21 protein-coding genes are annotated in these 25087 nt (G+C 32.7%); 9 read left to right on the forward strand and 12 right to left on the reverse strand.

Annotated features, from left to right (window positions below; genetic code table 11):
• Positions 1-13: 13 nt before the first annotated feature.
• Both FN795_RS17330 and FN795_RS17335 read right to left on the reverse strand, forming a co-directional pair.
• A complete protein-coding gene (locus tag FN795_RS17330; RefSeq protein ID WP_142451804.1) occupies positions 14-1165 on the reverse strand; it encodes a porin in 1152 nt (383 codons plus the stop codon).
• 223 nt (positions 1166-1388) lie between these two features.
• Positions 1389-3023, reverse strand: coding sequence for an ABC-F family ATP-binding cassette domain-containing protein (locus tag FN795_RS17335; RefSeq protein ID WP_142451805.1), 1635 nt, complete (start codon positions 3021-3023; stop codon positions 1389-1391).
• Positions 3024-3266: 243 nt separating this feature from the next.
• Between FN795_RS17335 and FN795_RS17340 the strand changes: the two genes are divergently transcribed.
• Positions 3267-3710 (forward strand): PepSY-like domain-containing protein, encoded by a 444-nt coding sequence (locus FN795_RS17340; protein WP_142451806.1) that lies wholly within the window; start codon positions 3267-3269, stop codon positions 3708-3710.
• Between the two features lie 193 nt (positions 3711-3903).
• Here FN795_RS17340 and FN795_RS17345 read toward each other — a convergent pair whose 3' ends face one another.
• A complete protein-coding gene (locus FN795_RS17345; protein ID WP_142451807.1) occupies positions 3904-5079 on the reverse strand; it encodes a GlmU family protein in 1176 nt (391 codons plus the stop codon).
• Positions 5080-5242: 163 nt separating this feature from the next.
• Positions 5243-5497: a type B 50S ribosomal protein L31 gene (locus tag FN795_RS17350; RefSeq protein WP_011921626.1), complete on the reverse strand. Its 255-nt coding sequence runs from the start codon at positions 5495-5497 to the stop codon at positions 5243-5245.
• Between the two features lie 250 nt (positions 5498-5747).
• Here FN795_RS17350 and FN795_RS17355 point away from each other — a divergent pair, with 250 nt between their 5' ends.
• The 5 genes from FN795_RS17355 (at position 5748) to FN795_RS17375 (ending at position 11844) form a co-directional block, all read left to right on the forward strand.
• Complete coding sequence (locus tag FN795_RS17355; protein ID WP_142451808.1) at positions 5748-6278, forward strand: DUF4199 domain-containing protein; 531 nt, start codon at positions 5748-5750, stop codon at positions 6276-6278.
• A gap of 9 nt (positions 6279-6287) precedes the next feature.
• The gene (locus FN795_RS17360; RefSeq protein WP_142451809.1) at positions 6288-7244 is read left to right on the forward strand and encodes a glycosyltransferase family 2 protein; all 957 of its coding nucleotides are present in this window, start codon (positions 6288-6290) and stop codon (positions 7242-7244) included.
• A gap of 146 nt (positions 7245-7390) precedes the next feature.
• Positions 7391-9118, forward strand: coding sequence for a phospho-sugar mutase (locus FN795_RS17365; protein ID WP_142451810.1), 1728 nt, complete (start codon positions 7391-7393; stop codon positions 9116-9118).
• 74 nt (positions 9119-9192) lie between these two features.
• The gene (locus FN795_RS17370; protein WP_142451811.1) at positions 9193-11022 is read left to right on the forward strand and encodes an ABC transporter ATP-binding protein; all 1830 of its coding nucleotides are present in this window, start codon (positions 9193-9195) and stop codon (positions 11020-11022) included.
• 120 nt (positions 11023-11142) lie between these two features.
• Positions 11143-11844, forward strand: a complete 702-nt coding sequence (locus FN795_RS17375; RefSeq protein ID WP_026727591.1) for a DUF2971 domain-containing protein — start codon at positions 11143-11145, stop codon at positions 11842-11844.
• A 186-nt stretch (positions 11845-12030) separates the two neighbouring features.
• Here FN795_RS17375 and FN795_RS17380 read toward each other — a convergent pair whose 3' ends face one another.
• From FN795_RS17380 to FN795_RS17395, 4 genes are read right to left on the reverse strand one after another with little or no spacing between them, the layout of a single operon-like run.
• Positions 12031-12753, reverse strand: a complete 723-nt coding sequence (locus FN795_RS17380; RefSeq protein ID WP_142451812.1) for a hypothetical protein — start codon at positions 12751-12753, stop codon at positions 12031-12033.
• 31 nt (positions 12754-12784) lie between these two features.
• Positions 12785-13453: a hypothetical protein gene (locus FN795_RS17385; protein WP_142451813.1), complete on the reverse strand. Its 669-nt coding sequence runs from the start codon at positions 13451-13453 to the stop codon at positions 12785-12787.
• Entirely contained in the window at positions 13450-15912 is a 2463-nt protein-coding gene (locus FN795_RS17390) for a TonB-dependent receptor plug domain-containing protein (protein WP_142451814.1), read from the reverse strand. Before FN795_RS17390 ends, FN795_RS17385 begins: the two co-directional genes overlap by 4 nt.
• An 11-nt stretch (positions 15913-15923) precedes the next feature.
• Positions 15924-17606, reverse strand: coding sequence for a M23 family metallopeptidase (locus tag FN795_RS17395; protein WP_142451815.1), 1683 nt, complete (start codon positions 17604-17606; stop codon positions 15924-15926).
• A 179-nt stretch (positions 17607-17785) separates the two neighbouring features.
• On the opposite strand from FN795_RS17395, the gene FN795_RS17400 reads away from it, so the two are divergent.
• The 3 genes from FN795_RS17400 (at position 17786) to rny (ending at position 20145) form a co-directional block, all read left to right on the forward strand.
• Entirely contained in the window at positions 17786-18076 is a 291-nt protein-coding gene (locus FN795_RS17400; protein WP_142451816.1) for a hypothetical protein, read from the forward strand.
• Positions 18077-18082: 6 nt separating this feature from the next.
• Positions 18083-18376, forward strand: coding sequence for a cell division protein ZapA (locus FN795_RS17405; RefSeq protein WP_142451817.1), 294 nt, complete (start codon positions 18083-18085; stop codon positions 18374-18376).
• 209 nt (positions 18377-18585) lie between these two features.
• Positions 18586-20145 (forward strand): ribonuclease Y, encoded by a 1560-nt coding sequence (gene rny, locus FN795_RS17410; protein WP_142451818.1) that lies wholly within the window; start codon positions 18586-18588, stop codon positions 20143-20145.
• Positions 20146-20223: 78 nt separating this feature from the next.
• On the opposite strand, the gene FN795_RS17415 is transcribed toward rny, so the two are convergent.
• The 4 genes from FN795_RS17415 to FN795_RS17430 form a co-directional block, all read right to left on the reverse strand.
• Positions 20224-21744 (reverse strand): PAS domain-containing sensor histidine kinase, encoded by a 1521-nt coding sequence (locus FN795_RS17415; RefSeq protein WP_142451819.1) that lies wholly within the window; start codon positions 21742-21744, stop codon positions 20224-20226.
• Between the two features lie 143 nt (positions 21745-21887).
• On the reverse strand, positions 21888-22784 hold the full coding sequence (gene xerD / locus FN795_RS17420; RefSeq protein ID WP_142451820.1) for a site-specific tyrosine recombinase XerD: 897 nt from the start codon (positions 22782-22784) through the stop codon (positions 21888-21890).
• An 84-nt stretch (positions 22785-22868) separates the two neighbouring features.
• Complete coding sequence (locus tag FN795_RS17425) at positions 22869-24407, reverse strand: hypothetical protein (RefSeq protein WP_142451821.1); 1539 nt, start codon at positions 24405-24407, stop codon at positions 22869-22871.
• A 139-nt stretch (positions 24408-24546) separates the two neighbouring features.
• Complete coding sequence (locus FN795_RS17430; protein ID WP_142451822.1) at positions 24547-25056, reverse strand: porin family protein; 510 nt, start codon at positions 25054-25056, stop codon at positions 24547-24549.
• Between the last annotated feature and the right edge of the window lie 31 nt (positions 25057-25087).

Below are 25087 nucleotides of genomic sequence, written 5' to 3' on the forward strand. Positions count from 1 at the left end.
AGATTTAAATTAATTAAAGTCTAAGCTGGAGCTGTATTAAAAACAAGTTATTATCATAGGTCGTTGTATCTGGAACATTTTGATCAAATCTGTCAATTTGAAATCCTGCTTCAATTCGGCCTCTATATGCTTTCCCAAATTCAAGACTCACCATTGGCGTATATGTTTGCCTTAAGTTTGAATCAACCTTATAACTCGGATCAAATCTTTCATAACGACACGAAATCTCTAACGAGGTTAATTTATTATAATCGACAACATATCTGAAATTAGGCAAAAAATAAATTCCGCGCATTTGATAATCTGCAACATCTGGAGTTCTTGAAGCAACTGGCAAAGAAAAATACAAATTATGATTTGTCCCCTGCTTGTATTCAATTTGCAAATCAAAACTCAATTTGTCGGTCAGTTTAAAATCACTTGTGATATCGGCGCCAATTGCAAAAACATCTTCTTTAAAAACTTTTCCAAAACCTCCGTTTAACCCTAAATTGATTTCGTGTTTTTTCGACAATCCCAAAACCCATCTTGTTGAAAATTGTTTGCCGTTATCTTTATCCATCTCGGCATTTTTTCCGTTTCCATTCAAAACAGAAAAAGCATAGTCAACAGGTATTTTTCCAACATCAAAAGCACCCGTTGCTGAGGCTCCAATTTGAAAACTTGTCCAGCCATTTTTTCCAAATTCATAATATTGATTAGAAAAATCGAACGACTTAATGATGTCTACCGGAACCAATTCCTCAATACCAAAAGCTGGCCTGAACTGCCCGCCGGTTAACGCTATATATTTATTAAAAGTATATTTTCCGTAGGCATTTTCAAGAACTTTGCCTTTAGTATCTGATTTAAAATCGGCCAAGTTTACTAAAATTACAACTTCGGTTTCTTTACTAAGCTTCGTATTAAGCCCAACACGCATTCTTTTAATATCAAATGAACTCTGAGTGACATTTCCCGTTGAATGATGCGCTCCCAAAACATCAACATCATCTTCAAAACTTTCTAAATATCTGGCTTGTATAAGCCCTTTAAACTGAAATGTTGGATATTTGATATCACTTTCAGAATCAGTCGCAGGTTGAGTTTGTGTAGTTTGTGCAATCGAAAACAACGGCATTAGAAATAAAACAAAAATTATTCGAAGAAGTAAAGTCTTTTTCATAGGCATATAAATTAAACTTTTATAAAAGGTTCAGAATTATTTTTTCATATTTGGGGTATATAAAAAAACGCAAACACTTATGAATCAACACAAAAACAGTTATAAATATAATAAAAAATCGATAACTTGTAAAAATAGTTGCATTAAAATTTGATTATCAATTTTAACAAAATAAAAAAGGCGCAAGAATTAACTTGCGCCTTTTTACTATTTTATAAGATTTTTACTTTTCGATTTCTCTCATCGAATCCATTTTTTTATGTGCCAAGAAACCAGCAACATCTTCAAAATGCTCTTTAACTCTTTTATTTCCGAATTCAAAAACTTTCGTAGCTAATCCGTCAAGGAAATCACGATCGTGAGAAACCAAGATCAAAGTTCCATCAAAATCACGTAACGCATCTTTGATAATGTCTTTAGTTTTCATATCCAAGTGATTGGAAGGCTCATCCAGAATTAATAAATTAACCGGTTCAAGCAATAGTTTAATCATCGCCAAACGTGTTTTTTCTCCTCCAGAAAGCACTTTTACTTTTTTAGTAATATCATCACCTTGAAACATGAAAGCTCCAAGAATATTTTTGATCTGAGTTCTGATATCTCCAACTGCAATGTTATCGATAGTTTCAAAAATCGTAGCATTTTCATCTAACAAAGAAGCCTGATTTTGAGCAAAATATCCAATTTGAGAATTATGGCCAATTTCAACACTTCCTTCATCAACACCGATTTCTTTCATAATCGCCTTAATCATTGTTGACTTTCCTTCTCCATTTTTTCCAACAAAAGCAACTTTCTGACCTCTTTCGATTACGATATTAGCATCTTTAAAAACTACATGATCACCATATGATTTAGACATTTCTTTTACAATAACCGGATATTGTCCTGAACGTGGTGCCGGTGGAAATTTCAAGCGCAATGCCGAAGTATCCACTTCATCAACCTGAACGATTTCCAGCTTTTCAAGCATTTTTACACGCGATTGAACGGCATCTGTTTTAGAGAAAGTTCCTTTAAAACGGTCAATGAAAGCTCTGTTATCAGCAATCATTTTTTGTTGCTCGTCATATGCTTTTTGCTGATGAATACGACGATCTTTTCTTAATTCTAAATAATGAGAATATTTCGCTTTATAGTCGTAAATTCTTCCCATTGTTACTTCGATAGTTCTGTTTGTAATATTATCTACAAACGCTCTATCGTGCGAAATTACCACAACTGCTTTCGCAGAAGTCAATAAAAACTCTTCTAACCATTGAATACTTTCAATATCCATGTGGTTTGTTGGCTCATCCAGCAAAATCAAATCTGGTTTCTGCAATAAAATTTTCGCAAGCTCGATACGCATTCTCCATCCTCCAGAAAATTCAGAAGTTTGGCGACCAAAATCTTCACGATCAAAACCTAAACCAACTAAAATCTTTTCAACTTCAGCTTCGTAATTTATTTCTTCAATTGCATAAAATTTCTCGCTTAAGTCAGAAACTCTTTCGATCAATTTCATGTATTCATCACTTTCATAATCTGTACGAACGGTCAATTGCTCATTGATTTCGTCAATTTCGGCTTTCATTTTGAAAATTTCGCCAAAAGCTTTTGAAGCTTCTTCCATTACAGTTGAACCGTCTTTCGTCAATAAATGCTGAGGCAAATAAGCTACTACAGCATCTTTTGGAGTCGAGATACTTCCAGTTGAAGGCTTATTTTCTCCTGCAATAATTTTTAAAAGTGTTGATTTTCCCGCACCATTTTTACCCATAAGGGCAATTTTATCATTTTCATTTATAGCAAAAGAAACATCGCTAAAAAGTGTAGTTCCGCCAAACTGAACCGAAATATCGTTAACTGTAATCATTTGTCTTTGTTAATTTGTTTAATCGGTTAATCGTTTATTTGACTACCCATTTTTTTCGTGGTGCAAAGATAGATTTAATTAGATAATGTGCCAATTTGATAATTAGATAATTTTGAAAATGTGTCATTTACACAATATTCTAATTGAATAATGCTTAAACTGTACCAAATGAAAGCTTAATAGTCTTTTCATATTTCAAAATTTTAATCTTACCTTGTATAAGAATTTAAAAATCAGCAAAATATGAAAACGAAATTAAAACTGATGGCTTATCTGATTGCAGGATTATTATTTGGATTTTCTGCAAATGCGCAAAAAACGGTAATTAAAAAAGAAGCTTTACCTGCAAATGCACAAACATTTTTAAAAACTCATTTTGGATCTAAAAAGCCAAGTTATATATTGCAAGACAAAGAAATACTTTCTACAGAATACAAAGTTCAATTTGACAAACAACTCGAAATCGAATTTGACAAGAAAGGAAACTGGAAAGAAGTAGATGGCAAAAATGATAAAATTCCAAAATCTATTATTCCGAAAAAAATTGCTTCTTACATAAAAACAAATTTTCCTAAAGAAAAAGTGACTAAAATAGAAATCGGATCTTCAGGTTATGAAGCAAAACTAACCAACGGCTTAGAATTAAAATTCAATTTGAAAGAAGATTTTATTAAGATTGATAAGTAGGTTAAATTTGAAAATGTGTCAATTAGATAATTCTGAAAATGTGCCAATTAGATAATCTATAAATCTCATTTTTTTTCATTCTATTCTTAAACTGGACTTCAGTCCAGCTTAAAGACATGTATAAAAAACAAAACCCGACAGGTTTGAAAAACCGTCGGGTTTGTAAAAATTATCTAATTTTCAAATTGACTAATTAATCTTTTCTCCATTTTTTAGTTTCCTCAAAAATGTGTTCTAAGATTGAAGCTTCAACTTCGTCGAATTCAATATTTCTTCTTCCCATAACTAATTTAGCAGTTTCAAAAGCTTTTTTAGTTACATAAGTTGTAAATCCGGCAGCACCGCCCCAAGAGAAACTCGGTACAAAATTACGAGGAAAGCCAGAACCAAAAATATTGGCACTTACACCAACTACAGTTCCGGTATTAAACATGGTATTGATTCCGCATTTACTATGATCTCCCATCATTAAGCCGCAAAACTGAAGTCCTGTTTTTGCAAAACCTTCTGTTTCATAGCTCCATAATTTTACTTCTTCGTAATTGTTTTTTAGGTTTGAATTATTTGAATCGGCTCCAATATTACACCATTCACCTAAAACCGAATCACCTAAAAACCCTTCATGGCCTTTATTTGAATTAGCAAAAAGAACTGAATTTTTAACCTCACCACCTATTCGAGATCCAGGCCCTACAGTTGTCGCACCATAAACCTTTGCTGACATTTTCACCATGGCATTTTCACATAAAGCAAAAGGTCCACGAATTACAGTTCCTTCCATAATTTCAGCATTCTTACCTATATATATTGGTCCTGTCGAAGCGTTTAAAGTTACAAACTCTAACTTTGCACCTTCTTCGATAAAAATATTTTCGGGCGCAATAACATTTACACTTTTAGGAATTGGCTGTGATTTTCTGTCTTCGGTCAAAAAAGCAAAATCGGCACGAATGGCTGCGTCATTTTTTGAAAAAATATCCCAGGTATGCTCAACCGTCAAACAATCTTCGTTATAATGAATGATTTCATACGAATCAAAATCAACTTCTTCCTGATTTTCTGAAGCAAAAAAAGCAATTACATCGTCACCTTTAAAAATGGCTTGATTTGCCGTTAAATCAGAAACCATTTCAGCAAGCTTATCATTTGGCAAATAAGCGGCGTTGATCATTACGTTTTCTTCCATTTCCACCATTGGAAATTTTTCAGATAAATATTCTTCAGTAATTGTTGTTATAGTTGAACCAAGGCGCATTTCCCATTTTTGACGAATTGTCGTAATTCCGATAAGAATATCAGCCACAGGCCTCGTAAAAGTAAAAGGTAATAAAGCATTCCGAACGGGACCGTCAAAAAGAATGTAATTCATAAATAAAAAAATTTGGTACTTGTTAAAATTTTGATTTGGTTATCAGGTTCAAAGTTACAAATATTTATCTGGTTTCATAAAAAGCCATTTTAATGATAAGCATAATTTAACGCATAAAAAAAGCCTTCCGATTGGAAGGCTTTCATATAATTTAAAACAGCTATTATTTTTTAGCGTGTTTAGCGTATTTAGTTTTGAATTTATCAATACGTCCTGCAGTATCGATAAGTTTAGATTTACCAGTATAAAAAGGGTGAGATGTTCTAGAAATCTCCATTTTTACAACTGGATACTCAACTCCGTCAACTTCAATTGTTTCTTTTGTATCTGCAGTAGATTTAGTGATAAAAACGTCATCATTTGACATGTCTTTAAATGCAACTAATCTGTAATTTTCTGGGTGAATTCCTTTTTTCATCTTTCTTTTTATTTATTGTTTGGAGCATTCTTTATTTTGAAGCTTTTTCATGGTTAGAAAAAGGTATAAACAAGCGATACTCTTTTTTGTTTAAAAATTTAATTATTTTTGAGTGTGCAAATTTACAATTCTTTTTTAATAAACAAATACTTAACTCACTTTTTTTTAGTTTATTTCGAAAAGCTTTTTTTATCTACGATTATAGTGGGAATTACTATATTTGTGGATTAATTTTAAAACATATAGAAATATGATTAATGAAGTTATAAAAAAGAATGGTATTACTTATGGTGTAATGATTGGAATTGCATCTGCATTATTCACTGCAACTATTTATGCGATTGATTTAAATTTATTCACTGCATGGTGGATGGGTATAATAGGTATAGCAATAAGTGTTACGATAAGTATTATTTTACTTTCTAAAACTAAGAAAGAATTAAAAGGTGTTTTTCCGTTTAAAGATGCATTCACCACTTATTTTATAGCTGCCGTAATTGGTGTTCTGATTTCTACAACTTTTAACATTCTTTTGTTTAACGTTATTGATCCAGGTGCAAAAGAGACTTTAAACGAAATAATGATCAAATATACTGCAAACATGATGCAGAAATTTAATGCTCCGGCTTCGTCTATCAATGAAGCAATTGCTAAAATGAAAGAAAGCAGCCCTTACTCAACTTTTGAATTATTAAAAGGATCTGCTTTTGCAATAGTAATCAGTGCCATTTTCGGATTAATTTTCGCAGCATTTTTCAAAAGCAAAACTACTCAAGAATAAAAAATATAAATGAATTTATCTATACTTATACCGCTTCTAAACGAGGAGGAATCACTTAAAGAACTCTATTCGTGGATTATTAAAGTGATGCAATCTAACAATTACTCTTATGAAATCATTTTTGTAGATGATGGAAGTACAGATGATTCTTGGAATATTATTGAAAGCTTTTCGAACGAAAACCCTAATGTAAAAGGAATTCGTTTCATGAAAAACTTCGGAAAATCTCAGGCGCTGCATGCTGGTTTTGCAAAAGCTCAGGGTGATGTCATCATTACAATGGATGCTGATTTGCAAGACAGCCCAGATGAAATTCCAGGTTTATACGAAATGATCACAGCTCAGAAATACGATTTAGTTTCTGGTTGGAAAAAGAAACGCTACGACTCAGTTGTAGCAAAAAATCTGCCTTCAAAATTATTTAACTGGGCGGCCAGAAAAACTTCGGGCGTTGAATTAAATGATTTTAACTGCGGATTAAAAGCATACAAAAATACAGTTGTTAAAAATATCGAAGTGTCTGGCGAAATGCACCGATACATCCCGGTTTTGGCAAAAAATGCAGGCTTCAGTAAAATTGGAGAAAAAGTGGTAATTCACCAAGCTAGAAAATATGGTGAAACTAAATTTGGAATGGAACGTTTTATAAACGGTTTTCTGGATTTGATTACCATTTGGTTTTTATCAAGATTCGGGAAAAGACCAATGCACTTATTTGGAGCAATTGGTTCTTTGATGTTTATTATCGGATTTTTATCTGCAGGATACATTGGAGTTTCAAAACTGTACCATATGTATACTGGAATGAAGTACAGCTTAGTTACAAATAATCCTTGGTTTTATATTGCTTTGACCACGATGATTTTGGGAACTCAACTATTTTTAGCAGGATTCTTAGGCGAAATTATCTTAAGAACCAAAAGTAACGAAGCACGTTATAAAGTAGCCAGAGAAGTTAATTTTTAACGTAAAAGCCTTAGTCCTGATAGGAACGGCATCCTTTTGTGGTCTCGTTTTTTTTCTAACGAGACCACAAAAGATATAGTGGACAGCAGGAATCAGCTCCTGAAAAAACTTATCTTTAAATTAAAATTTACATAAAAAGTATTGACATGAATATAGCACCTAATATATTAAGCGCAGTAAATGAATGGTTAACACCAACATTTGACAAAGAAACGCAAGCAGCAGTTAAGGAATTAATGACAACTTCTCCAAAAGAGCTTGAGGAAAGTTTTTATAAAAACCTGGAATTTGGAACTGGCGGAATGCGCGGTGTAATGGGAGTTGGAGACAACAGAATCAATAAATATACACTTGGAAAAAACACTCAGGGATTATCTGATTATTTGCATGAAGTTTTCCCAAATGAGCCTTTAAAAGTAGTTATTGCTTATGACTGTCGTCATAATAGCAATACTTTGGCAAAAGTGGTTGCAGATGTTTTCTCCGCAAACGGAATTCAGGTTTATTTATTTTCAGATTTAAGGCCCACTCCAGAATTATCTTTTGCACTTAAATATTTAGGATGCCAATGCGGAATTGTTTTAACCGCTTCTCACAATCCACCAGAATATAACGGTTATAAAGTATATTGGCAAGATGGCGGACAAATCGTTCCTCCGCAAGACAAAGCTATTATCAATGTAATTGAAAATTTAGGCTACGACAAAATTAAATTTGACGCAAACGAAAGCCTGATTAAATATATCGATACTGATATTGATAAAGCTTTTGTAAAATCGTCTATCGAAAATGCAAGTTTTAATACTCCGGCTGAAGCCAAAGACAACTTACAAATTGTTTTCACTTCATTGCACGGAACTTCTATAAAATCGATCCCTGATACTTTATCACAGGCAGGTTACAAAAATGTTCACATTGTTCCGGAACAGGCAATTCCAGATGGAGATTTTCCAACTGTAAAATCTCCAAATCCTGAAGAACCTGAAGCTTTAACAATGGCTTTAGCTTTGGCAGACAAAACAAATTCTGATATTGTTGTTGGTACAGATCCTGATTGTGACCGTTTAGGTGTTGCTGTTCGTAATAACGATGGTAAGATGATCTTGTTGAACGGAAATCAAACGATGATTTTGATGACTTCTTTCTTATTGAAACAATGGAAAAAAGCTGGAAAAATCAATGGAAAACAATTCGTAGGTTCAACAATTGTTTCAACTCCAATGATGATGGAATTAGCAACAAGTTATGGTGTTGAATGCAAAGTTGGATTGACTGGTTTTAAATGGATTGCAAAAATGATCAAAGATTTTCCTGAACTTCAATTTATTGGAGGTGGTGAAGAAAGCTTTGGTTTCATGGTTGGCGACGCTGTTAGAGACAAAGATGCCGTTGCTGCAACCTTATTAATATGCGAAGTTGCCGCACAGGCGAAAGCTGCCGGATCTTCTGTTTACAAAGAACTTTTACAGCTTTATGTTGAAAATGGTTTTTACAAAGAATATTTGGTTTCTTTAACTAAAAAAGGAATGGAAGGTTTAGAAGAAATCAATCAAATGATGATCAATTTACGTCAGAATCCTTTGAAAGAAATCAATGGACAAAGAGTGATTATGGTAGAAGATTACGATTCTTCAACTGCTTTGAATTTATTAAGTGGCGAAGAATCTACAATGGATATTCCGAAATCAAATGTATTGATTTATTACACAGAAGATGGATCTAAAATCTGTGCAAGACCAAGCGGAACTGAGCCAAAAATCAAATTCTATATCAGCGTAAATGCAGAAATCGAATCGGTTTCAGATTTTGAGGAAGCTGAAAAATTCTTAGACGAGAAAATACAGAATATTATTGCTGATATGCAATTGAAATAATTAAAATACAAACACATTTTTTAAAAACCCGATAACTTTTAAGCTATCGGGTTTTAATGGTAAAAAACACCTAAATGAGTAATTTCAAAAAAATAATTCCTTTTATATATCCGTACAAAAAATACGCATTCTTAAATATCTTTTTCAATATTTTGTATGCGCTTTTTAGCACGCTTTCATTTGTTGCTCTAATTCCGATGCTTCAGGTTTTATTTGACAAAACAAAAGAGATTAAAACAGAACCCGTATATCATGGCATTTTAAAACTCCAAAAATATGGCGAAGATTATTTAAGCTATTATATCACTACATCAAAAGGAAACCACGACCCTGGTTATATTTTATTTGTAATGGTTGCAATAATTATTTCGATCTTTTTATTAAAAAACCTATCCGATTATCTGGCAATGTTTTTTATCAACTTTTTAAGAAATGGCGTTTTAAGAGATATGCGAAATGCATTGTATAAAAAAACACTGGAATTGCCTTTGGCTTTTTATTCTGAAAAAAGAAAAGGAGATGTTATTTCAAGAATCTCTGCTGATGTGAACGAGGTACAAAACTCATTTTTAGCCATACTGGAACTTATCGTAAAAGAACCACTTACGATAATTTTCACTATAATTATGATGCTGATTTTAAGCGCAAAACTAACTATATTTGTTTTTATTTTTATTCCGATTTCAGGATACATCATTTCATTAATTGGAAAACAGCTTAAAAAACAATCTTCAAAAGCACAACAGGAACAAGGTGCTTTTTTATCTACGATTGAAGAAACTATCGGTGGTTTGAAAGTGGTAAAAGGATATAATTCTGAAAACTATTTCAATACTGTTTTTCAAAACTCTACTCAACGTTTCTTTAATTTATCAAACAGCATTGGGAACCGTCAAAATTTAGCTTCACCTGCAAGTGAGTTTATGGGAATTACTGTAATTGCCATTTTACTTTGGTATGGAGGCCAAATGGTTTTAATCGATAAAACATTAGAAGGTGCTACATTTATTGCCTACATGGGATTAGCTTATAACATTCTTACGCCAGCAAAAGCGATTTCTAAAGCTTCATACGGAGTAAAAAGAGGAAATGCTGCAGCTGAACGTGTTCTTGAAATTTTAGAACAAGAAAACACTATTGTTTCTAAAGAAAAAGCCATTGAAAAAACAACTTTTGACAGCAATATCAACGTTCAAAACATCAATTTTAAATATGAAAGCGAAACGGTTTTAAAAGACTTTTCTCTTCAAATTAAAAAAGGTCAAACTGTTGCGCTTGTTGGACAATCTGGAAGCGGAAAAAGCACCATTGCCAACTTGTTAACTCGTTTTTATGATGTTAATGACGGAACGATTTCAATTGATGGAATTGATATTAAAGACATGAATCTGCAATCGCTTCGTAGTTTGATGGGATTGGTTACTCAGGACAGCATTTTATTCAATGATACAATCAAAGCAAACATTTCATTAGGAAAACTTGATGCAACTGACGATGAAATTATAGAAGCCTTGAAAATTGCCAACGCTTATGAGTTTGTAAAAGATCTGCCACAAGGAATCTACACTAATATTGGAGATAGCGGAAACAAGCTTTCAGGCGGACAAAAACAACGTTTGTCTATAGCAAGAGCTGTATTGAAAAATCCTCCGATTATGATTTTGGATGAAGCTACATCAGCATTGGATACTGAAAGTGAAAAATTTGTTCAGGTTGCCCTTGAAAACATGATGCAGAACAGAACTTCAATCGTAATTGCACACAGACTTTCAACGATTCAAAAAGCAGATGTTATTATTGTAATGCAAAAAGGAAGAATCGTAGAACAAGGAACGCACGAAGAATTAATTGCTCTTGACGGAACTTACAATAAACTGGTAACCATGCAGTCTTTCGAGTCTTAAGATCGAGCTGAAAACCAAATTAATTTATTACAGATTAAAGAAATATTAAATCTATATTTAATTTCTTTAATCTGTTTTTATTTTTATAACTTTAGGTAGCTTTTGACTAATCCCCTAAAAATGTACCTTAATAATCCGAATATAAAACTGCCCGAAGATCCAAATACTATTGTATGGAAATACTTAGACTTATCTAAATTTCTTGATTTACTACTTTCGAAGAAATTATTTATGTCGCGTTCAGACAAATTTGAAGATCAATACGAAGGAACTTTTAGCGAACCTACTTATGAAGAGATAAAAAAGCTCGCAATTGACAATCCTGACTTTTTAAATTATTACAAAACACATCGGGAGCAGGTCGCCATAAGCAGTTGGCACATCAACGAATATGAATCGTTTGCAATGTGGCAGATTTTTACACAAAACAGTGAAGGTCTTGCTATCCAATCTACAATTGGGAGATTGCAAAAAGCTTTAAATCCCGAAAATAATTTTGATCAATATATAGGCGAAGTAAATTATATCGACTACAAAAAAGAATATATTCCGTTTGATGATTTGTTCTTTCCGTTTTTATTTAAAAGAAAAAGTTTTCAATATGAACGCGAAGTCCGCATCATTACTGACACTTCAAAAAGCACAATAAAATTAAATGACGGATTAAAAATCAATGTCGACATCAATCAACTGATTGAGAAAATTTACATTCATCCAAAATCTGAAAACTGGTATAAAAAATTGGTAATTGAATTGGTGGAGCGTTTGGATTTTGGTTTTGAAATTGAAAAATCAGATTTAGAAAGTGATATTTTAATCTAAGGTTCTGAGATGCTAAGACTCTAAGATACCAAGGTTTTCAAATCTTCGACATAAAGAAAGCCTGTTTAAAAAAAATATTTTTTTTTAAAACAGGCTTTCTTTATAATGGCATTGTAATAAAATCCTTTTAATCTGCGCAATCTGTGGAAAAACCTTAGTCCCTTAGAGTCTTAGCATCTCAGAACCTTAGATAGGCTTATAGGCCTTAACTTCCCATTTTTTAGAAGCTAAATCTATGTAATTGTAATGCAAAACATCATTTTTATCGAACTGACCATTTTGATTGGTATCTTCAATTGTTCTGAAGTAAATTCGATTTTTTGATTCAATTAAGCTCCAGTCTACTAATTCCTGAAGATCCGGTGAAACTTTTGTAAAATTTTCTCCGCTTATATTACTTAAGTATAAAGTTTTAATATCTCCAGTATCGATTTTTCCATCTTTATTGGTATCAGAATCTGTTAAAGTATAAACCATTACTTTATTTTGTGTTTTATCTGCAACCGTTTTTAAATAGGTTGCTGTTAAAATCAAAACTGGTTTATCCGATAAAGGTCGGATAGAATCTGAATCAACTTTTTGGAATTTTAAATTTTGCAAATAACCCGTAATTTCATATTCGCCCAAATTAGAAATCGTAAAACTAACATCATTTACGCTTGAAGAACCATAACGCGCTTTTGAACCCCTTTCATATACTCGCAAATCGCCAACTGGGTGAATTAAATAATTCGTTCCTTCCATCTGAATAGGAAGATCAGCAATCTCAATCTGTGTAGAATCCGTTTTGGCTACTACACTCGTTTTGTTTGAAGCATCATAAATTACTTTCGGCTTCTGCACTTCGTCCTTACAACTCACTGTAGTTCCGATAATTACTAAGGCGATATATTTTAGATAGTTTTTCATTTATGGCAATTATATTAGAATATCAAATATACTATTTTTGATTGTAAATTTTGGTTTTATTCAATTTTACTAAAACGATGATATTTAAAATTACAAGTCCTAAATAACCCAAAGAAAGTGATCTCCATTTTTGTTTAAAAAAAGAAACTTGAAAATTACACTCTTCTTCTTCTCTTTCATTTTTTCGCATCCAGAGTCTTTGTTTTGCCATGATAGCTCCGGTATCACAATTCATTCTATAATGCTTAGTAGTATCTTTTACTTCTTTATAACTTATACGACTTCCTAAAATATAAATATCATTATTATTTATAGTCCATGTTGGAGCTTTCTCCTCATCAATGATATCTATAATTCTAATAAAAGTTTCATAATATGTTTTTGACCCAAAATGTATTTTGGCTCCATTTACAGTATCTTTATCAACTACCATCTTTCTAAGATAAAGCTTCACTTCATTTAATTTTGTATTTCCATCTAGATTGCTTCCATCAAAACTAAATACCCTATAATTCCGCAGAGCAGCAACCTTATACTTTTCAAAATCACTTTTATTAGGCATTCCTAATTCTATAGCATTATAAATCTTAAAGGCATCAACTTTGTAAAAATGATAAAAACAGAACAACGGAATAAAAACCAAGGAAATCATTCCCGGAACGTAAAAAATTCTTTTTCTTTTTTCACGTTTTCCGATCATAACCTTGCATTTAACTTAATGTTAAAAACTCTCGAAGTCATATAATTTGGAATCGCATATTGGTTTTTAGAATATACATCGCGAACCCAAGTATTTGTAATTGCATTTTGATTATTAAAAAGATTGAAAATTTCCAATCCAACTGATAATTCTTTAAAATCCTTCAGCCATTTCGCTTTAGCAACTTTTGTACTGCTGTCCACAAAAACTTTAGCAAAACCTACATCCGCCCTTCTATAGTCATTCAATCGGTTTTGATACAAATACGGATCTGAATATGCCGGAGCGCCGCCAGGCAAACCAGTATTATAAACTAAATTCAGATATAACTTTACACTCGGAATGTTTGGCATATAGTCCTGAAACAACATGGCAAATTTTAAGCGCTGATCTGTTGGTCTGGCAATATATCCTTTGTTTTCGTAATTTTCTTCCGTTTTCAAATATCCAAAACTTACCCACGATTCGGTTCCCGGCACAAATTCTCCGTTTAATCTAAAATCAAAACCTTGAGCGTAAGCTTTTGCATTATTATTGGCAATATATCGAATTCTGACATTATCAATCGAATACACATTTACATCTGAAAGTGATTTGTAATATACTTCCGTCACCCATTTAAAAGGTCGGTTCCACATTTTAAAATTATAATCATTTCCTAAAACGATGTGCACTGATTCCTGAGCTTTTACATTCGGATTTACAACACCGTCTAAATCGCGAAGTTCTCTATAAAAAGGTGGCTGATGATACAATCCTCCAGAAATTCTGAAAACCATATCCATATCCCAATCGGGCTGAATCGCAAATTGTGCGCGCGGACTCACAACAATTTGATTTTTCCCCTCGACCGATGCCCCTTGAACATTCCAACTTTGAAAACGTGCACCTAAATGATACCAAACCTGACTTGAACCAATTGCTGTTTTTTTATTAAACTGAGCATAACCTGCAAGTCTATTTATAGTATTGAAATTTGTTGCACGAATATCCTGATACGGCAATAATGGCCCCGTATAAGACTGATAAGGTTGATTGTTTTTTGGCAAAATTACCAAAGGCGGATTAATTGAAAATCCTGCAGAATCAATCACTTCCCACTCCACCACACGATCCCGAATCGATTCTCTGGTGTATTTTAAGCCAAATTCAAGCTGACTGTCATTTAGCCATTCTTTAAATCCTTTAATTTCAGCATTTGCAATTAAAGCATCCAAATCATTACGTGCATGATTAAGCTGCGAACCAATACCACGTGTAAAATCGATATTTTCTATATTTCCTTCTTCATCGACATTTCCTAAACGATATTGTGCCAAAATATCAAAATGTTCCTGTTCTGTTGTATGAAAAAGTGAGCCAATCAATTTAAAAGTTAAACTTGGCGAGGCTTTATAAGTTGTTTTAAAAGCACCAAAATAAGTTTCATATTTATCTTTTTCCTGACCTTCATAATAAACCGTCAAAGCCATTGGCTGATCGATAGTTCCAAAATTTGTCTGGCGCGTTAAAGGCTGATAGGAATATTTATTCTGCGAAATATTTCCTAAAAAGCTCATTTGCCATTTTTCTGAAATATCATAATTAATATTCGTCTGGATGTCTGCAAAAACCGGAGTATAATTCGTTTCTGTATCTTGGCTATTTACCAAAAGACTATTGTTTCGATAACGAATTCCTGTAACCGCTGACCATTTCTTATTTTTAGAAACGAGATCAACAGCTGCGCTTCCGCCTAAAAAACTCGCTTCAAAAGCTGCACCAAATTGAGTTGGTTTTCGGTACGTAATATCTAAAACAGAGGATAATTTATCTCCAAATTTTGCCTGAAATCCTCCAGCCGAAAAATCAACATTCTGAACCAAATCAGTATTGGTAAAACTCAGACCTTCTTGTTGACCCGAACGAATCAAAAACGGACGATAGACTTCGACTTCGTTTACATACACTAAATTTTCGTCATAATTTCCGCCACGAACCGCATATTGTGTGCTCAATTCATTATTCGAATTTACGCCGGGCAGTGTTTTTAAAATATTTTCGATTCCGGCATTTGCACCTGGAATTTTTTTAATCGTTTCCGGCTCCACAGTTACAATTCCCTGAACGCGTTTTTTATTTTTTGAAGAAACAAAAACTTCTCCCATTTGTTCCGCAGAATTGTTCATCACAGGATTAAAAAGAAAAACCTCGCCAGGTTTCAAACTTACTGACAAGCTCAGCATTTTTAAAGAAATATGAGTAAAAATCAAGGAAACTTTTTTGTTTGACGGCAGTTCAATATCAAAAACACCATTCGAATCAGACTGAACGACATTTCCCAAACATGAAACATTCACATCGGCAACCGAACGATTTTCAGTATCTAAAATAACACCTTTAACATGAGCGTTTTGAGCAAATGTCGCATGGCCAAGGCATAAAAAAAAGAAAACAAGTATTAGCTTATAAGTATTCAAACGTTGTGATTTTATTTTTGTTGGCTTCTAAAAAAATGAGTTTCAAAAACAGCGACATTTCCAACATTATCAGTCACTTCAACTTTTAAATCATTTGCTCCTTCAGCCACTAATGCATCATTAAAAGTATGTGTAATTTTTCTGGTTTTATTATCATATTCAAACAAAATCCAATTTCCGTTTAAATAGCCATTATACGATTTAATTCCAGATCCAGCATCACTAATTGTTAATTGAATTTTCTTTACATCGCTGATCCATTTGTCCTGAATTGATTTAGTGATAATAATTTTCGGAGCAATTGTATCGAGAACTAACCCGAATTGTCCTAACGTTTTTGATTTTGCAGTAAAAACATCACCTTTTCTGGAAGTTGTATTATAACTTCCACTTCTTCCAATAAAAAGTTTATCACGCAAAGCTTCATCATACGAATCATCTTTAATAGTTACCGTAAAATTGGAATGTACTGGAATTACATCTTCATGAACATAAATTTTATTGTTTTTTACATCAAAATTCAGATTGAAATCATCATAAAAAGTTCCAGCCGGAAAAAATACCGACATATTATCTTTTTCAAAATTAGCATCTCTGTTTGCTTTGATAAAATAGGGAGAAGTTACAGGTGTTTCAGCAACAACAGGAGTTGCAGTATCATATTCAACAGGAACATTAATCGTAGTCATGTTTCCAAAAAAATCCGAAACTTCAATTCGATACATTGAAGCTAAATTCGGCTCGACCAGAACAATTCCGCGCAGCGAATCGGTTTTAATAATACTTAAGGCAAAAGGCGTTTTCATAAAAAGCTTCTGTACGCGCTGACCCGATTTTTTATATTTCGGATAATCTATAAAAGCATTGATGTAACGCATTTCATCAAACGAATAAGTATTGAACTGATAATTGTAATTTTGATTTCCGTTTAAAAAAGTTGAAACATTAAAAACGCCATTTTTATTCCCTGAAACATCATCAAAATCAACAGCTGTTATTCCGAAGCCAATTTTCCCATTCGCTTTTACTTTTCCAGCCAAATATGTACCATCTTTTTGAAGCGACAAATTCAGCATCACTGGCTGTTTCGACTGATTAGCCGTTGTGTTTTCCATTGGATAAACGTAAAGATTCGAAACCGATGGCTTTTTGGTATCCTTTAAATTTTTATCAAACCCAAAAAATATCGGATTAATTACAAATTCTGTTTTGGTATCCCGAATTTCAAAATGGAGATGCGGTCCTTCAGAAGATCCCGTGTTCCCAGAAAGCGCAATTAACTGACCTTTAGTTACAGGCAATTCATTAGGCTTTGGAAACATTTCAATCTCAAAAGCTTTTTCTTTATAATGTGTTTTTTGAATATAATCCTGAACAGGCCCAATTGCAGTCTGCAAATGTCCATAAACAGAAGTATAACCATTGGGATGCGTGATATAAATACATTTTCCGTTGCCAAAAGTAGAAATTTTGATTCTTGAAATATAACCATCAGCCACAGCATAAACATTCAATCCTTCTCTTTGATTTGTTTTCAGGTCAAAACCAGCATGAAAATGGTTCGGTCTCAACTCTCCAAAATTTCCGGAAAGCTGCATAGGAATATCAAGCGGGGCGCGAAAATAATCTGTAGGGTATTGAGTCTGAGCAGAAATAAATTGGCAAAATAACAAGGTCAATATCGAAAATCTCATAAGCAACATTTTTGCTAAGATAAAAAAATAAGAACCGAAATCCGAGGATTTGGCTACAAAAATACAATTAACTGAATTTCATTGCTTTGTCTATTTTAACTACAAAAAAATCGATAAAAAATTGCATTAATAAAAAGGAATACTAACTTTGTATGATTAAGTAATGAATAGGATTTATAATGAGTGTAATTGCCGAAATAATTGATACTCTTGAATATAAAGTCGAGAAGCTTTTTGAAAAATCAAAAAGTTTGGAGAAAAACAATCAGGATTTACAATTAGAATTAACCAAAGCTGTGCAAATCATCCAGAAACAATCTGAAGAAATTGAAGCTTTGAAGAAGCAATATGAGACACTTAAAATAGCCAATTCGTTGCTCGGCAGCGACAATAACAAGAGAGAGACAAAGCTTAAAATAAATTCATTAATTCGCGAAATTGATTACTGTATAGCACAACTATCAGATTAGTAAAACATGGACGGAAAGCTTAGAATCAAAATATCAATTGCAGATCGCGTTTACCCTTTAACGGTTGAACCATCTCAGGAGGAAGGGCTTAGAAGTGCTTCTAAGAAAATTGATGCGATGATAAAGCAATTCGAAGAAAATTACGCAGTTCGTGACAAACAAGATGTATTAGCTATGTGTGCATTGCAATTTGCATCACAAGTTGAACAAAAACAAATTGATAACGCAATCGATGGAGAAGAAACCATCGATAGAATTAAGAAATTAAATTCGCTATTAGATCAATATCTCGAAAAATAAACGTTCTTTACAGAAACTAAGATACTGCCTACATTAGTTCACAATTGGTAAACTCAACACTAACAATTTAGAATGAGCAAATCGTCGCTACTATAGTATGCCCTCCTTTTGGCTGGGAAACTTGAACAGTGAGTTAGCTCAAAACTTGTCTTTACGAGTTTATACAAGCAATTAATGTAGGCTTTTTTTATATATAAACCCTAACAAACATGGACATCATAACGATCATTATTGGTATTGTAGGAATTGCAGCAGGTTTTGCAATTGCTAAAATCATCGAAAAAAGTAATATTTCTAATCTAATCAAAAACGCTAAAAAAGAAGCAGCTTCCATTTTAAAAGATGCTAATTTAGAAGCTGAAAATATTAAAAAAGATAAAATCCTTCAGGCAAAAGAACGTTTTATCGAATTAAAATCAGAGCACGAACAAGTTATTTTAGCAAGAGACAAAAAAGTTGCTGAAGTAGAAAAACGTGTGCGCGATAAAGAATCTCAGGTTTCAAATGAACTTTCGAAAGCTAAAAAAGTAAACGATGATTTTGAAGCTAAGACACAAGAATTCAGCAATAAAATTGAGGTTTTAGACAAAAAACAAGCTGAAGTTGACAAATTACACAAAAGTCAATTACAGCAACTTGAAGTAATTTCAGGATTATCTGCTGAAGAGGCAAAAGAGCAATTAGTTGAAGGCTTAAAAGCTGAAGCTAAAAGCAAAGCTATGTCGCATATTCAGGATACTATTGAAGAAGCTAAACTTACTGCACAACAGGAAGCTAAAAAAATCATTATCAATACCATTCAAAGAGTTGGAACGGAAGAGGCGGTTGAAAACTGCGTTTCTGTTTTTAACATTGAATCTGATGATGTAAAAGGTAGAATTATTGGTCGTGAAGGACGTAACATTAGAGCTTTAGAATCTGCAACTGGTGTAGAAATTATTGTTGATGATACTCCTGAAGCTATTATCCTTTCTTGTTTTGATCCGGTTAGAAGAGAGATTGCTCGTTTGTCATTACACAAACTTGTAACTGATGGGCGTATTCACCCAGCAAGAATCGAAGAAGTTGTTGCTAAGACCGCAAAACAAATCGACGACGAAATTATTGAAGTTGGAAAACGTACTGTAATCGACTTAGGAATTCACGGATTACACCCTGAATTGATTAAAGTTGTAGGAAGAATGAAATACCGTTCTTCTTACGGACAAAACTTATTACAGCACTCTAGAGAAGTTTCTAAACTTTGTGGTATCATGGCTGCCGAATTAGGCTTAAATGTAAAACTGGCAAAAAGAGCTGGTTTACTTCATGATATTGGTAAAGTTCCAGATACAGAAAGTGATTTACCTCACGCTCTTTTAGGAATGCAATGGGCTGAAAAATATGGTGAGAAAGAAGAGGTATGCAACGCAATTGGAGCACACCACGACGAGATCGAAATGAAATCATTATTATCACCTATTATTCAGGTTTGTGATGCCATTTCAGGTGCAAGACCAGGTGCAAGACGTCAGGTTCTTGATTCATACATTCAGCGTTTGAAAGATCTTGAAGAAGTTGCATACGGATTTAGCGGAGTTAAAAATGCTTACGCAATTCAGGCAGGTAGAGAACTTCGTGTAATTGTAGAAAGCGAAAAAGTTTCGGATGACAATGCAGCAAATTTATCATTTGAGATTTCACAAAAAATACAAACTGAAATGACTTATCCAGGTCAGGTGAAAGTAACTGTAATCAGAGAAACAAGAGCAGTTAACATTGCGAAGTAATTCTCTTTTAAACATAAATAATAAAGGCTATCTGTTTAGATAGCCTTTATTATTTTATAATTGTTTGAAAAAATGAAATTACAAATCGCCAAATATAATTTTAAAACTTGTCCCAACCCCCACTTCACTTTCAACACAAATACTTCCTTTCATGGCTTCGATTTGATTTCTGGTGATATATAAGCCAATTCCACGAGCATCTTCATGTTTATGGAACGTTTTATACATTCCGAATAAAAGATCGCCATGGATCGCTAAATCGATTCCTAAACCATTATCAGTAATCTTCAACGATTTGTAACCATCAGGTTCAATCGCAAAATCAAAAATAATCAAAGGATCACGATCCGGATGTGCATATTTAATTGCATTTGTTGTAAAATTCAGCAAAACACTTTCAAGATACGCCGGATTAAAATTAATGGTCAAATAATTCGGTACATTATTTACTATCGTAACGTTTTTTCGCTTATCATAACCTTTGATTGTGGCAATTGTTTTTTCAATATATTCACAAAGCTTCAAGGGAACAACCGCGATATTGATATTGCTTTGGGTTTTTACAATTTGTGTTAAATTTGAGATTGTGTCATTCAAATCATTCGAAACGGTCCTTAAATGAACCAACATTTCGCTTATGGTTTGTTTATCTACATCGGCATCTATAAAGTCTAAAATTGATTTTATATTACCAGCCTGAGTATTTAGATTGTGTGAAACAATATGCGAAAAATTCAGCAACCGGCTATTTTGATCACTGTATAGCTTCATTGTTTTTAAAAGCTCCAGTTCTTTTTCTTTTTGCTGAGAAACATCGGTATGTGTGCCGATTACTCGCAAAGGCTTGCCATTTTCATCACGTTTAATCACTTTTCCGCGATCGAGAATCCATTTATAATTCCCACTTGAAGTCATTACCCGATGGTAATTTTCATAATATGGAATCTTGTTATCAAAATGCTCATGAATATCTGAATAATATTTTGGAAGATCGTCAGGATGAACAATTTTGTCCCAACGTTCCGGATCGTCAAAAACATCTGTTGATTCTAGTTCTAAAATTTTAAGCGAAAGCGAAGAATAAAAAACCTGATTGGTCACCATGTCCCAATCCCAAATTCCAACTGTAGAAGCGTCTAAAGCAAACTGAAAACGTTCTTCGGATATTCGAAGCCTTTCTTCTTTATCTTTTAAATCTGTAATATCAGAAACATGACCAAAAAAACTCACATTTCCATCAGCAGATAATTCCGTTTTTGAAGCTACTTTAAACCAGCGAAGTCCTTTTTTTGGCAAAACTGCTCTAAACTCAACTTCCCAAGGCTTAATTTCTTTTCGTGCTTTAACTAAAGACTGAAAAAACAAATCACGATCCTGCGGAAAAATTCTATCGTAGACAATAAATTTAATATCGTTAGTAAATTCTTTTGCAGAAATCTCAAAAATATCATCAGCCGATTTGCTGACAAGGGGAAAAGAATAGTTGTTATTGTTATCGATTACAAATTGAAAAAGCAAATCAGGCATTTCAGCCAACAATTTTTTGTAAAAATTATTTACTTCCAGACAATCTTCATTTCCATACAAATCAAAAACCATATAATAACATTTATGCAAAATTGAGTCATTTTTGCCTCTTAAATCATTAAACGCGCAGTTCGTCGATTTTATTTGCTTTTAGTAGAAATTATCATACAATATATTAATTTTTGAAATAAAAATTAGCTTTAAAGCAAAAAAAATCACTTTCTTGGATGAAAAGTATGCATTACTTCCTTTAAAAAACTTCGGTCCAAATGCACATAAATTTCGGTTGTTGTAATCGATTCATGACCGAGCATTAATTGAATTGATCTTAAGTCGGCGCCATTTTCTAAAAGATGCGTCGCGAAAGAATGACGCAATGTATGCGGACTAATATTTTTATGCAAACCAACTCTTACTGCCAAATCTTTTATGATAGTAAAAATCATAGCACGGGTAAGCTGATTTCCTCGTCGGTTTAAAAACAATGTATCTTCAAATCCTTTTTTTATAATCAAATTAGGGCGCACTTCATCTTTATAAATTTCAATGTACTTTTTGGTTAGTTTTCCAATTGGCACAAAACGTTCTTTATTTCCTTTTCCTGTAATTTTTATAAACCCTTCATCAAAATATAAATCCGATATTTTTAATGTCGTTAATTCTGAAACACGAAGACCGCAACCATACAAGGTTTCAAGTATTGCCCGATTTCGTTCTCCTTCATTCGAACTTAGATCAATCGCTGCGATTAAGGCGTCTATTTCTTCAACAGATAAAGTATCAGGTAATTTTCTCCCAGTTTTTGGACTTTCGATTAATTCCAGAGGATTATCATTTCTATAATCTTCAAAGATTAAATAATTAAAAAAGCTCTTCAACCCCGAAATTATTCTGGCCTGTGAACGCGGATTTACTTCTTTTGCAACCGAATAAATAAACTGTTGCAAAGTTTCATCTGAAATTTTTACTGGAGAAACCTCAATCTTATTTTGCTCTAAAAAAAGGCATAACCGCTCTATATCAAAGCCATAGTTTTCGATTGTGTTTTTAGATAAGCCTCTTTCAATTCGCAAATACGATTGATAATCTTTTATATATCGGTCCCAATTCATAATTACAAAGTAAATACTTTTTAGAAATAAAAAAACCTTCCTGAAATTAAGAGGAAGGTTTTAATCACAATTATAAAAACAATTCTATTGTACACGAATAGGCTCTACTGTAATAGAATATAGACCTGAACTATACTCCCTAGTTGTATACGTATTAGGTTGCCTACTAATAATCACATTATCTGCAAAATTCACTATAACATCTCCAAGCAAGTCATTTCCTTGCGTAAAAGTTCTTTGTACTGTACTGGTTGTATTAACTTTTTGACTAGTACCATACTTAAGTCCAATTTTTACATATTCTTGAATACTGCCACTTACTTCAACTCCAAAATTAGATGCAAATTCAACTGCTCTTGACTCTGTCAAAACTGTTGTTTCCGTTAAATCCATCTCTTCTATATCTATTTTTATCGTAGATGCATATTGATCTAAGTCCCAATTAAAAATTGGGATATTAAGATTCATTTTTTTAAATCCATTTAGCCTTCTTTCATATACAGTAATATGCTTCATAACATAATTAAAATCGAACAAATCTTGAACTCTTGCATTGAAATATTTTATTATTTCTGATCCAACTCCATTTTTACCATTTACTATTATGCGAATCTTAAATTCGTAATTACCTCCAGTCCAAGATGTAATTGATGCCCCAATATTACCGCTAATAGCTTTAACTGGTAAGTTAGGATCACCTGTCTGGTCACTTATTTTGTCATGAGCTGATGCCAAATCTCCCTCTAAAGAAAATGTTTTTATTGTTTCTTGAAAATCATATTTAAATGGACCTTTTGGTGTATTGGGTGTTATACCATAATATATATAATCCCTCTGCCAACCATCTACATTCAGAGCAGTATAAGTATTAAATGCTGTTACTACAGTCGGGTCTAATGCTGGAATAACAACTATACGAGCAGTATTATTTATTTTTTTAGAGCCATCAAAACAATCATCTAAGAATTTATAACTTGTTCCATTAATAACAGCAACACTATTAGTCTTAAGATTTTTATTCGTAGAATTATTATTTATCACTATTCGCTCATTGTCTTTTAAAACAATAACAGGAAAAGAAGGAATATATTGAGCTTTAATAATTTCCTCAGAACCATCCAAATTAATGATTGGAACGTCATTAGATGTATGTAAGCTTATTGCTACTTTTGGGATTTGATTTTGTGTGTCCCATAATTTTGCAGAAAAAGAATTTTCTGGTAATTCTGGAACCAAGATTGTTAAAGTTGGATTGTTTAATTCAATTTTATTTAGTAAGTCCTCATTACCTAGATTCTGAAGAATACTTTGTCTCACAGTCAAATTGTTTTCTAATTTCTCATCTTTAATCATTTGATATAAAACTTCATAATCATTATCAAACATTTTTAAAGATTCATTTTTAATTAAATCTCGTAAAGATTTACTTTCACTTAAAGATTTAACTAAAGCTTTTCCAAATTCTCGTTTTAGATTAGAATTTGAATCATACAAATTATTTACTTCTAATTTGGCATTTTCCTTATTTGACTGACCAGAAGCATTTTCGCTTTGCTCATCACAAGCTGAAAAAACTGTCAAACAGAGCACACTCAACATTAACATTTTAGAATTTCTTTTCATATATAATAATCTTAGTGGTTAAAATTATACAATTATAGTAAAAAAACTACAATTAAATATAAAAACAAAAGAAAAAACTTTCAAAAACAAAAAAACCTTCCTAATTATGGGAAGGTTTTGATTGTTTATAATTTAAAAACTAAAATTTATAGTTAAAACCTAAATTCAATGAAGAAAGTGTTCCATCATTAGAAATTGATTTATAAGCAAGAAACAATTCAATTTTAGGGTTTTGATATCCAAATTTTGGCTGATATAAAAAACCTCCATCTGCATCTCCACTACCTGCATAAATTGCGTAACCCAAATCTCCTCCAACAAATAAATTTTCTGTTAAAGAATATTGCGCCGTTCCAGCAATTGGAATAAACCCTGCATTTGGAGCTGTCAAGTCACCACTAAGACCCATGCCAAAATCATAATGCTGACTTTTGCCAATAAACGTAGTATATCCTGTAGTTGCACCTGCGCTAAATTTATCGGACACATTCCAAAGATAGGCCGCATCAGCACCCAAATTTACAGAATATGCATCCCCAGCATCACCTAGAGGTATACCAACATGAGCTCCAATTTTAAAATGTCCTTCCTGAGCATTTGCAAAAGAAAATGCCATAACTGCAACTGCAGATAAAATAATTTTTTTCATTACAATTTATTTTTGGTTAAAATTAATGGAC

It is taken from the genome of Flavobacterium resistens, from assembly GCF_900182645.1.
GTDB lineage: Bacteria > Bacteroidota > Bacteroidia > Flavobacteriales > Flavobacteriaceae > Flavobacterium > Flavobacterium resistens.

Coding starts and splice junctions, on each gene's coding strand:
- FN795_RS17330 (WP_142451804.1), bottom strand. CDS start 1,165: ATGAAAAAGACTTTACTTCTTCGAATAATTTTTGTTTTATTTCTAATG.
- FN795_RS17335 (WP_142451805.1), bottom strand. CDS start 3,023: ATGATTACAGTTAACGATATTTCGGTTCAGTTTGGCGGAACTACACTT.
- FN795_RS17340 (WP_142451806.1), top strand. CDS start 3,267: ATGAAAACGAAATTAAAACTGATGGCTTATCTGATTGCAGGATTATTA.
- FN795_RS17345 (WP_142451807.1), bottom strand. CDS start 5,079: ATGAATTACATTCTTTTTGACGGTCCCGTTCGGAATGCTTTATTACCT.
- FN795_RS17350 (WP_011921626.1), bottom strand. CDS start 5,497: ATGAAAAAAGGAATTCACCCAGAAAATTACAGATTAGTTGCATTTAAA.
- FN795_RS17355 (WP_142451808.1), top strand. CDS start 5,748: ATGATTAATGAAGTTATAAAAAAGAATGGTATTACTTATGGTGTAATG.
- FN795_RS17360 (WP_142451809.1), top strand. CDS start 6,288: ATGAATTTATCTATACTTATACCGCTTCTAAACGAGGAGGAATCACTT.
- FN795_RS17365 (WP_142451810.1), top strand. CDS start 7,391: ATGAATATAGCACCTAATATATTAAGCGCAGTAAATGAATGGTTAACA.
- FN795_RS17370 (WP_142451811.1), top strand. CDS start 9,193: ATGAGTAATTTCAAAAAAATAATTCCTTTTATATATCCGTACAAAAAA.
- FN795_RS17375 (WP_026727591.1), top strand. CDS start 11,143: ATGTACCTTAATAATCCGAATATAAAACTGCCCGAAGATCCAAATACT.
- FN795_RS17380 (WP_142451812.1), bottom strand. CDS start 12,753: ATGAAAAACTATCTAAAATATATCGCCTTAGTAATTATCGGAACTACA.
- FN795_RS17385 (WP_142451813.1), bottom strand. CDS start 13,453: ATGATCGGAAAACGTGAAAAAAGAAAAAGAATTTTTTACGTTCCGGGA.
- FN795_RS17395 (WP_142451815.1), bottom strand. CDS start 17,606: ATGAGATTTTCGATATTGACCTTGTTATTTTGCCAATTTATTTCTGCT.
- FN795_RS17400 (WP_142451816.1), top strand. CDS start 17,786: ATGAGTGTAATTGCCGAAATAATTGATACTCTTGAATATAAAGTCGAG.
- FN795_RS17405 (WP_142451817.1), top strand. CDS start 18,083: ATGGACGGAAAGCTTAGAATCAAAATATCAATTGCAGATCGCGTTTAC.
- rny (WP_142451818.1), top strand. CDS start 18,586: ATGGACATCATAACGATCATTATTGGTATTGTAGGAATTGCAGCAGGT.
- FN795_RS17415 (WP_142451819.1), bottom strand. CDS start 21,744: ATGGTTTTTGATTTGTATGGAAATGAAGATTGTCTGGAAGTAAATAAT.
- xerD (WP_142451820.1), bottom strand. CDS start 22,784: ATGAATTGGGACCGATATATAAAAGATTATCAATCGTATTTGCGAATT.
- FN795_RS17425 (WP_142451821.1), bottom strand. CDS start 24,407: ATGAAAAGAAATTCTAAAATGTTAATGTTGAGTGTGCTCTGTTTGACA.
- FN795_RS17430 (WP_142451822.1), bottom strand. CDS start 25,056: ATGAAAAAAATTATTTTATCTGCAGTTGCAGTTATGGCATTTTCTTTT.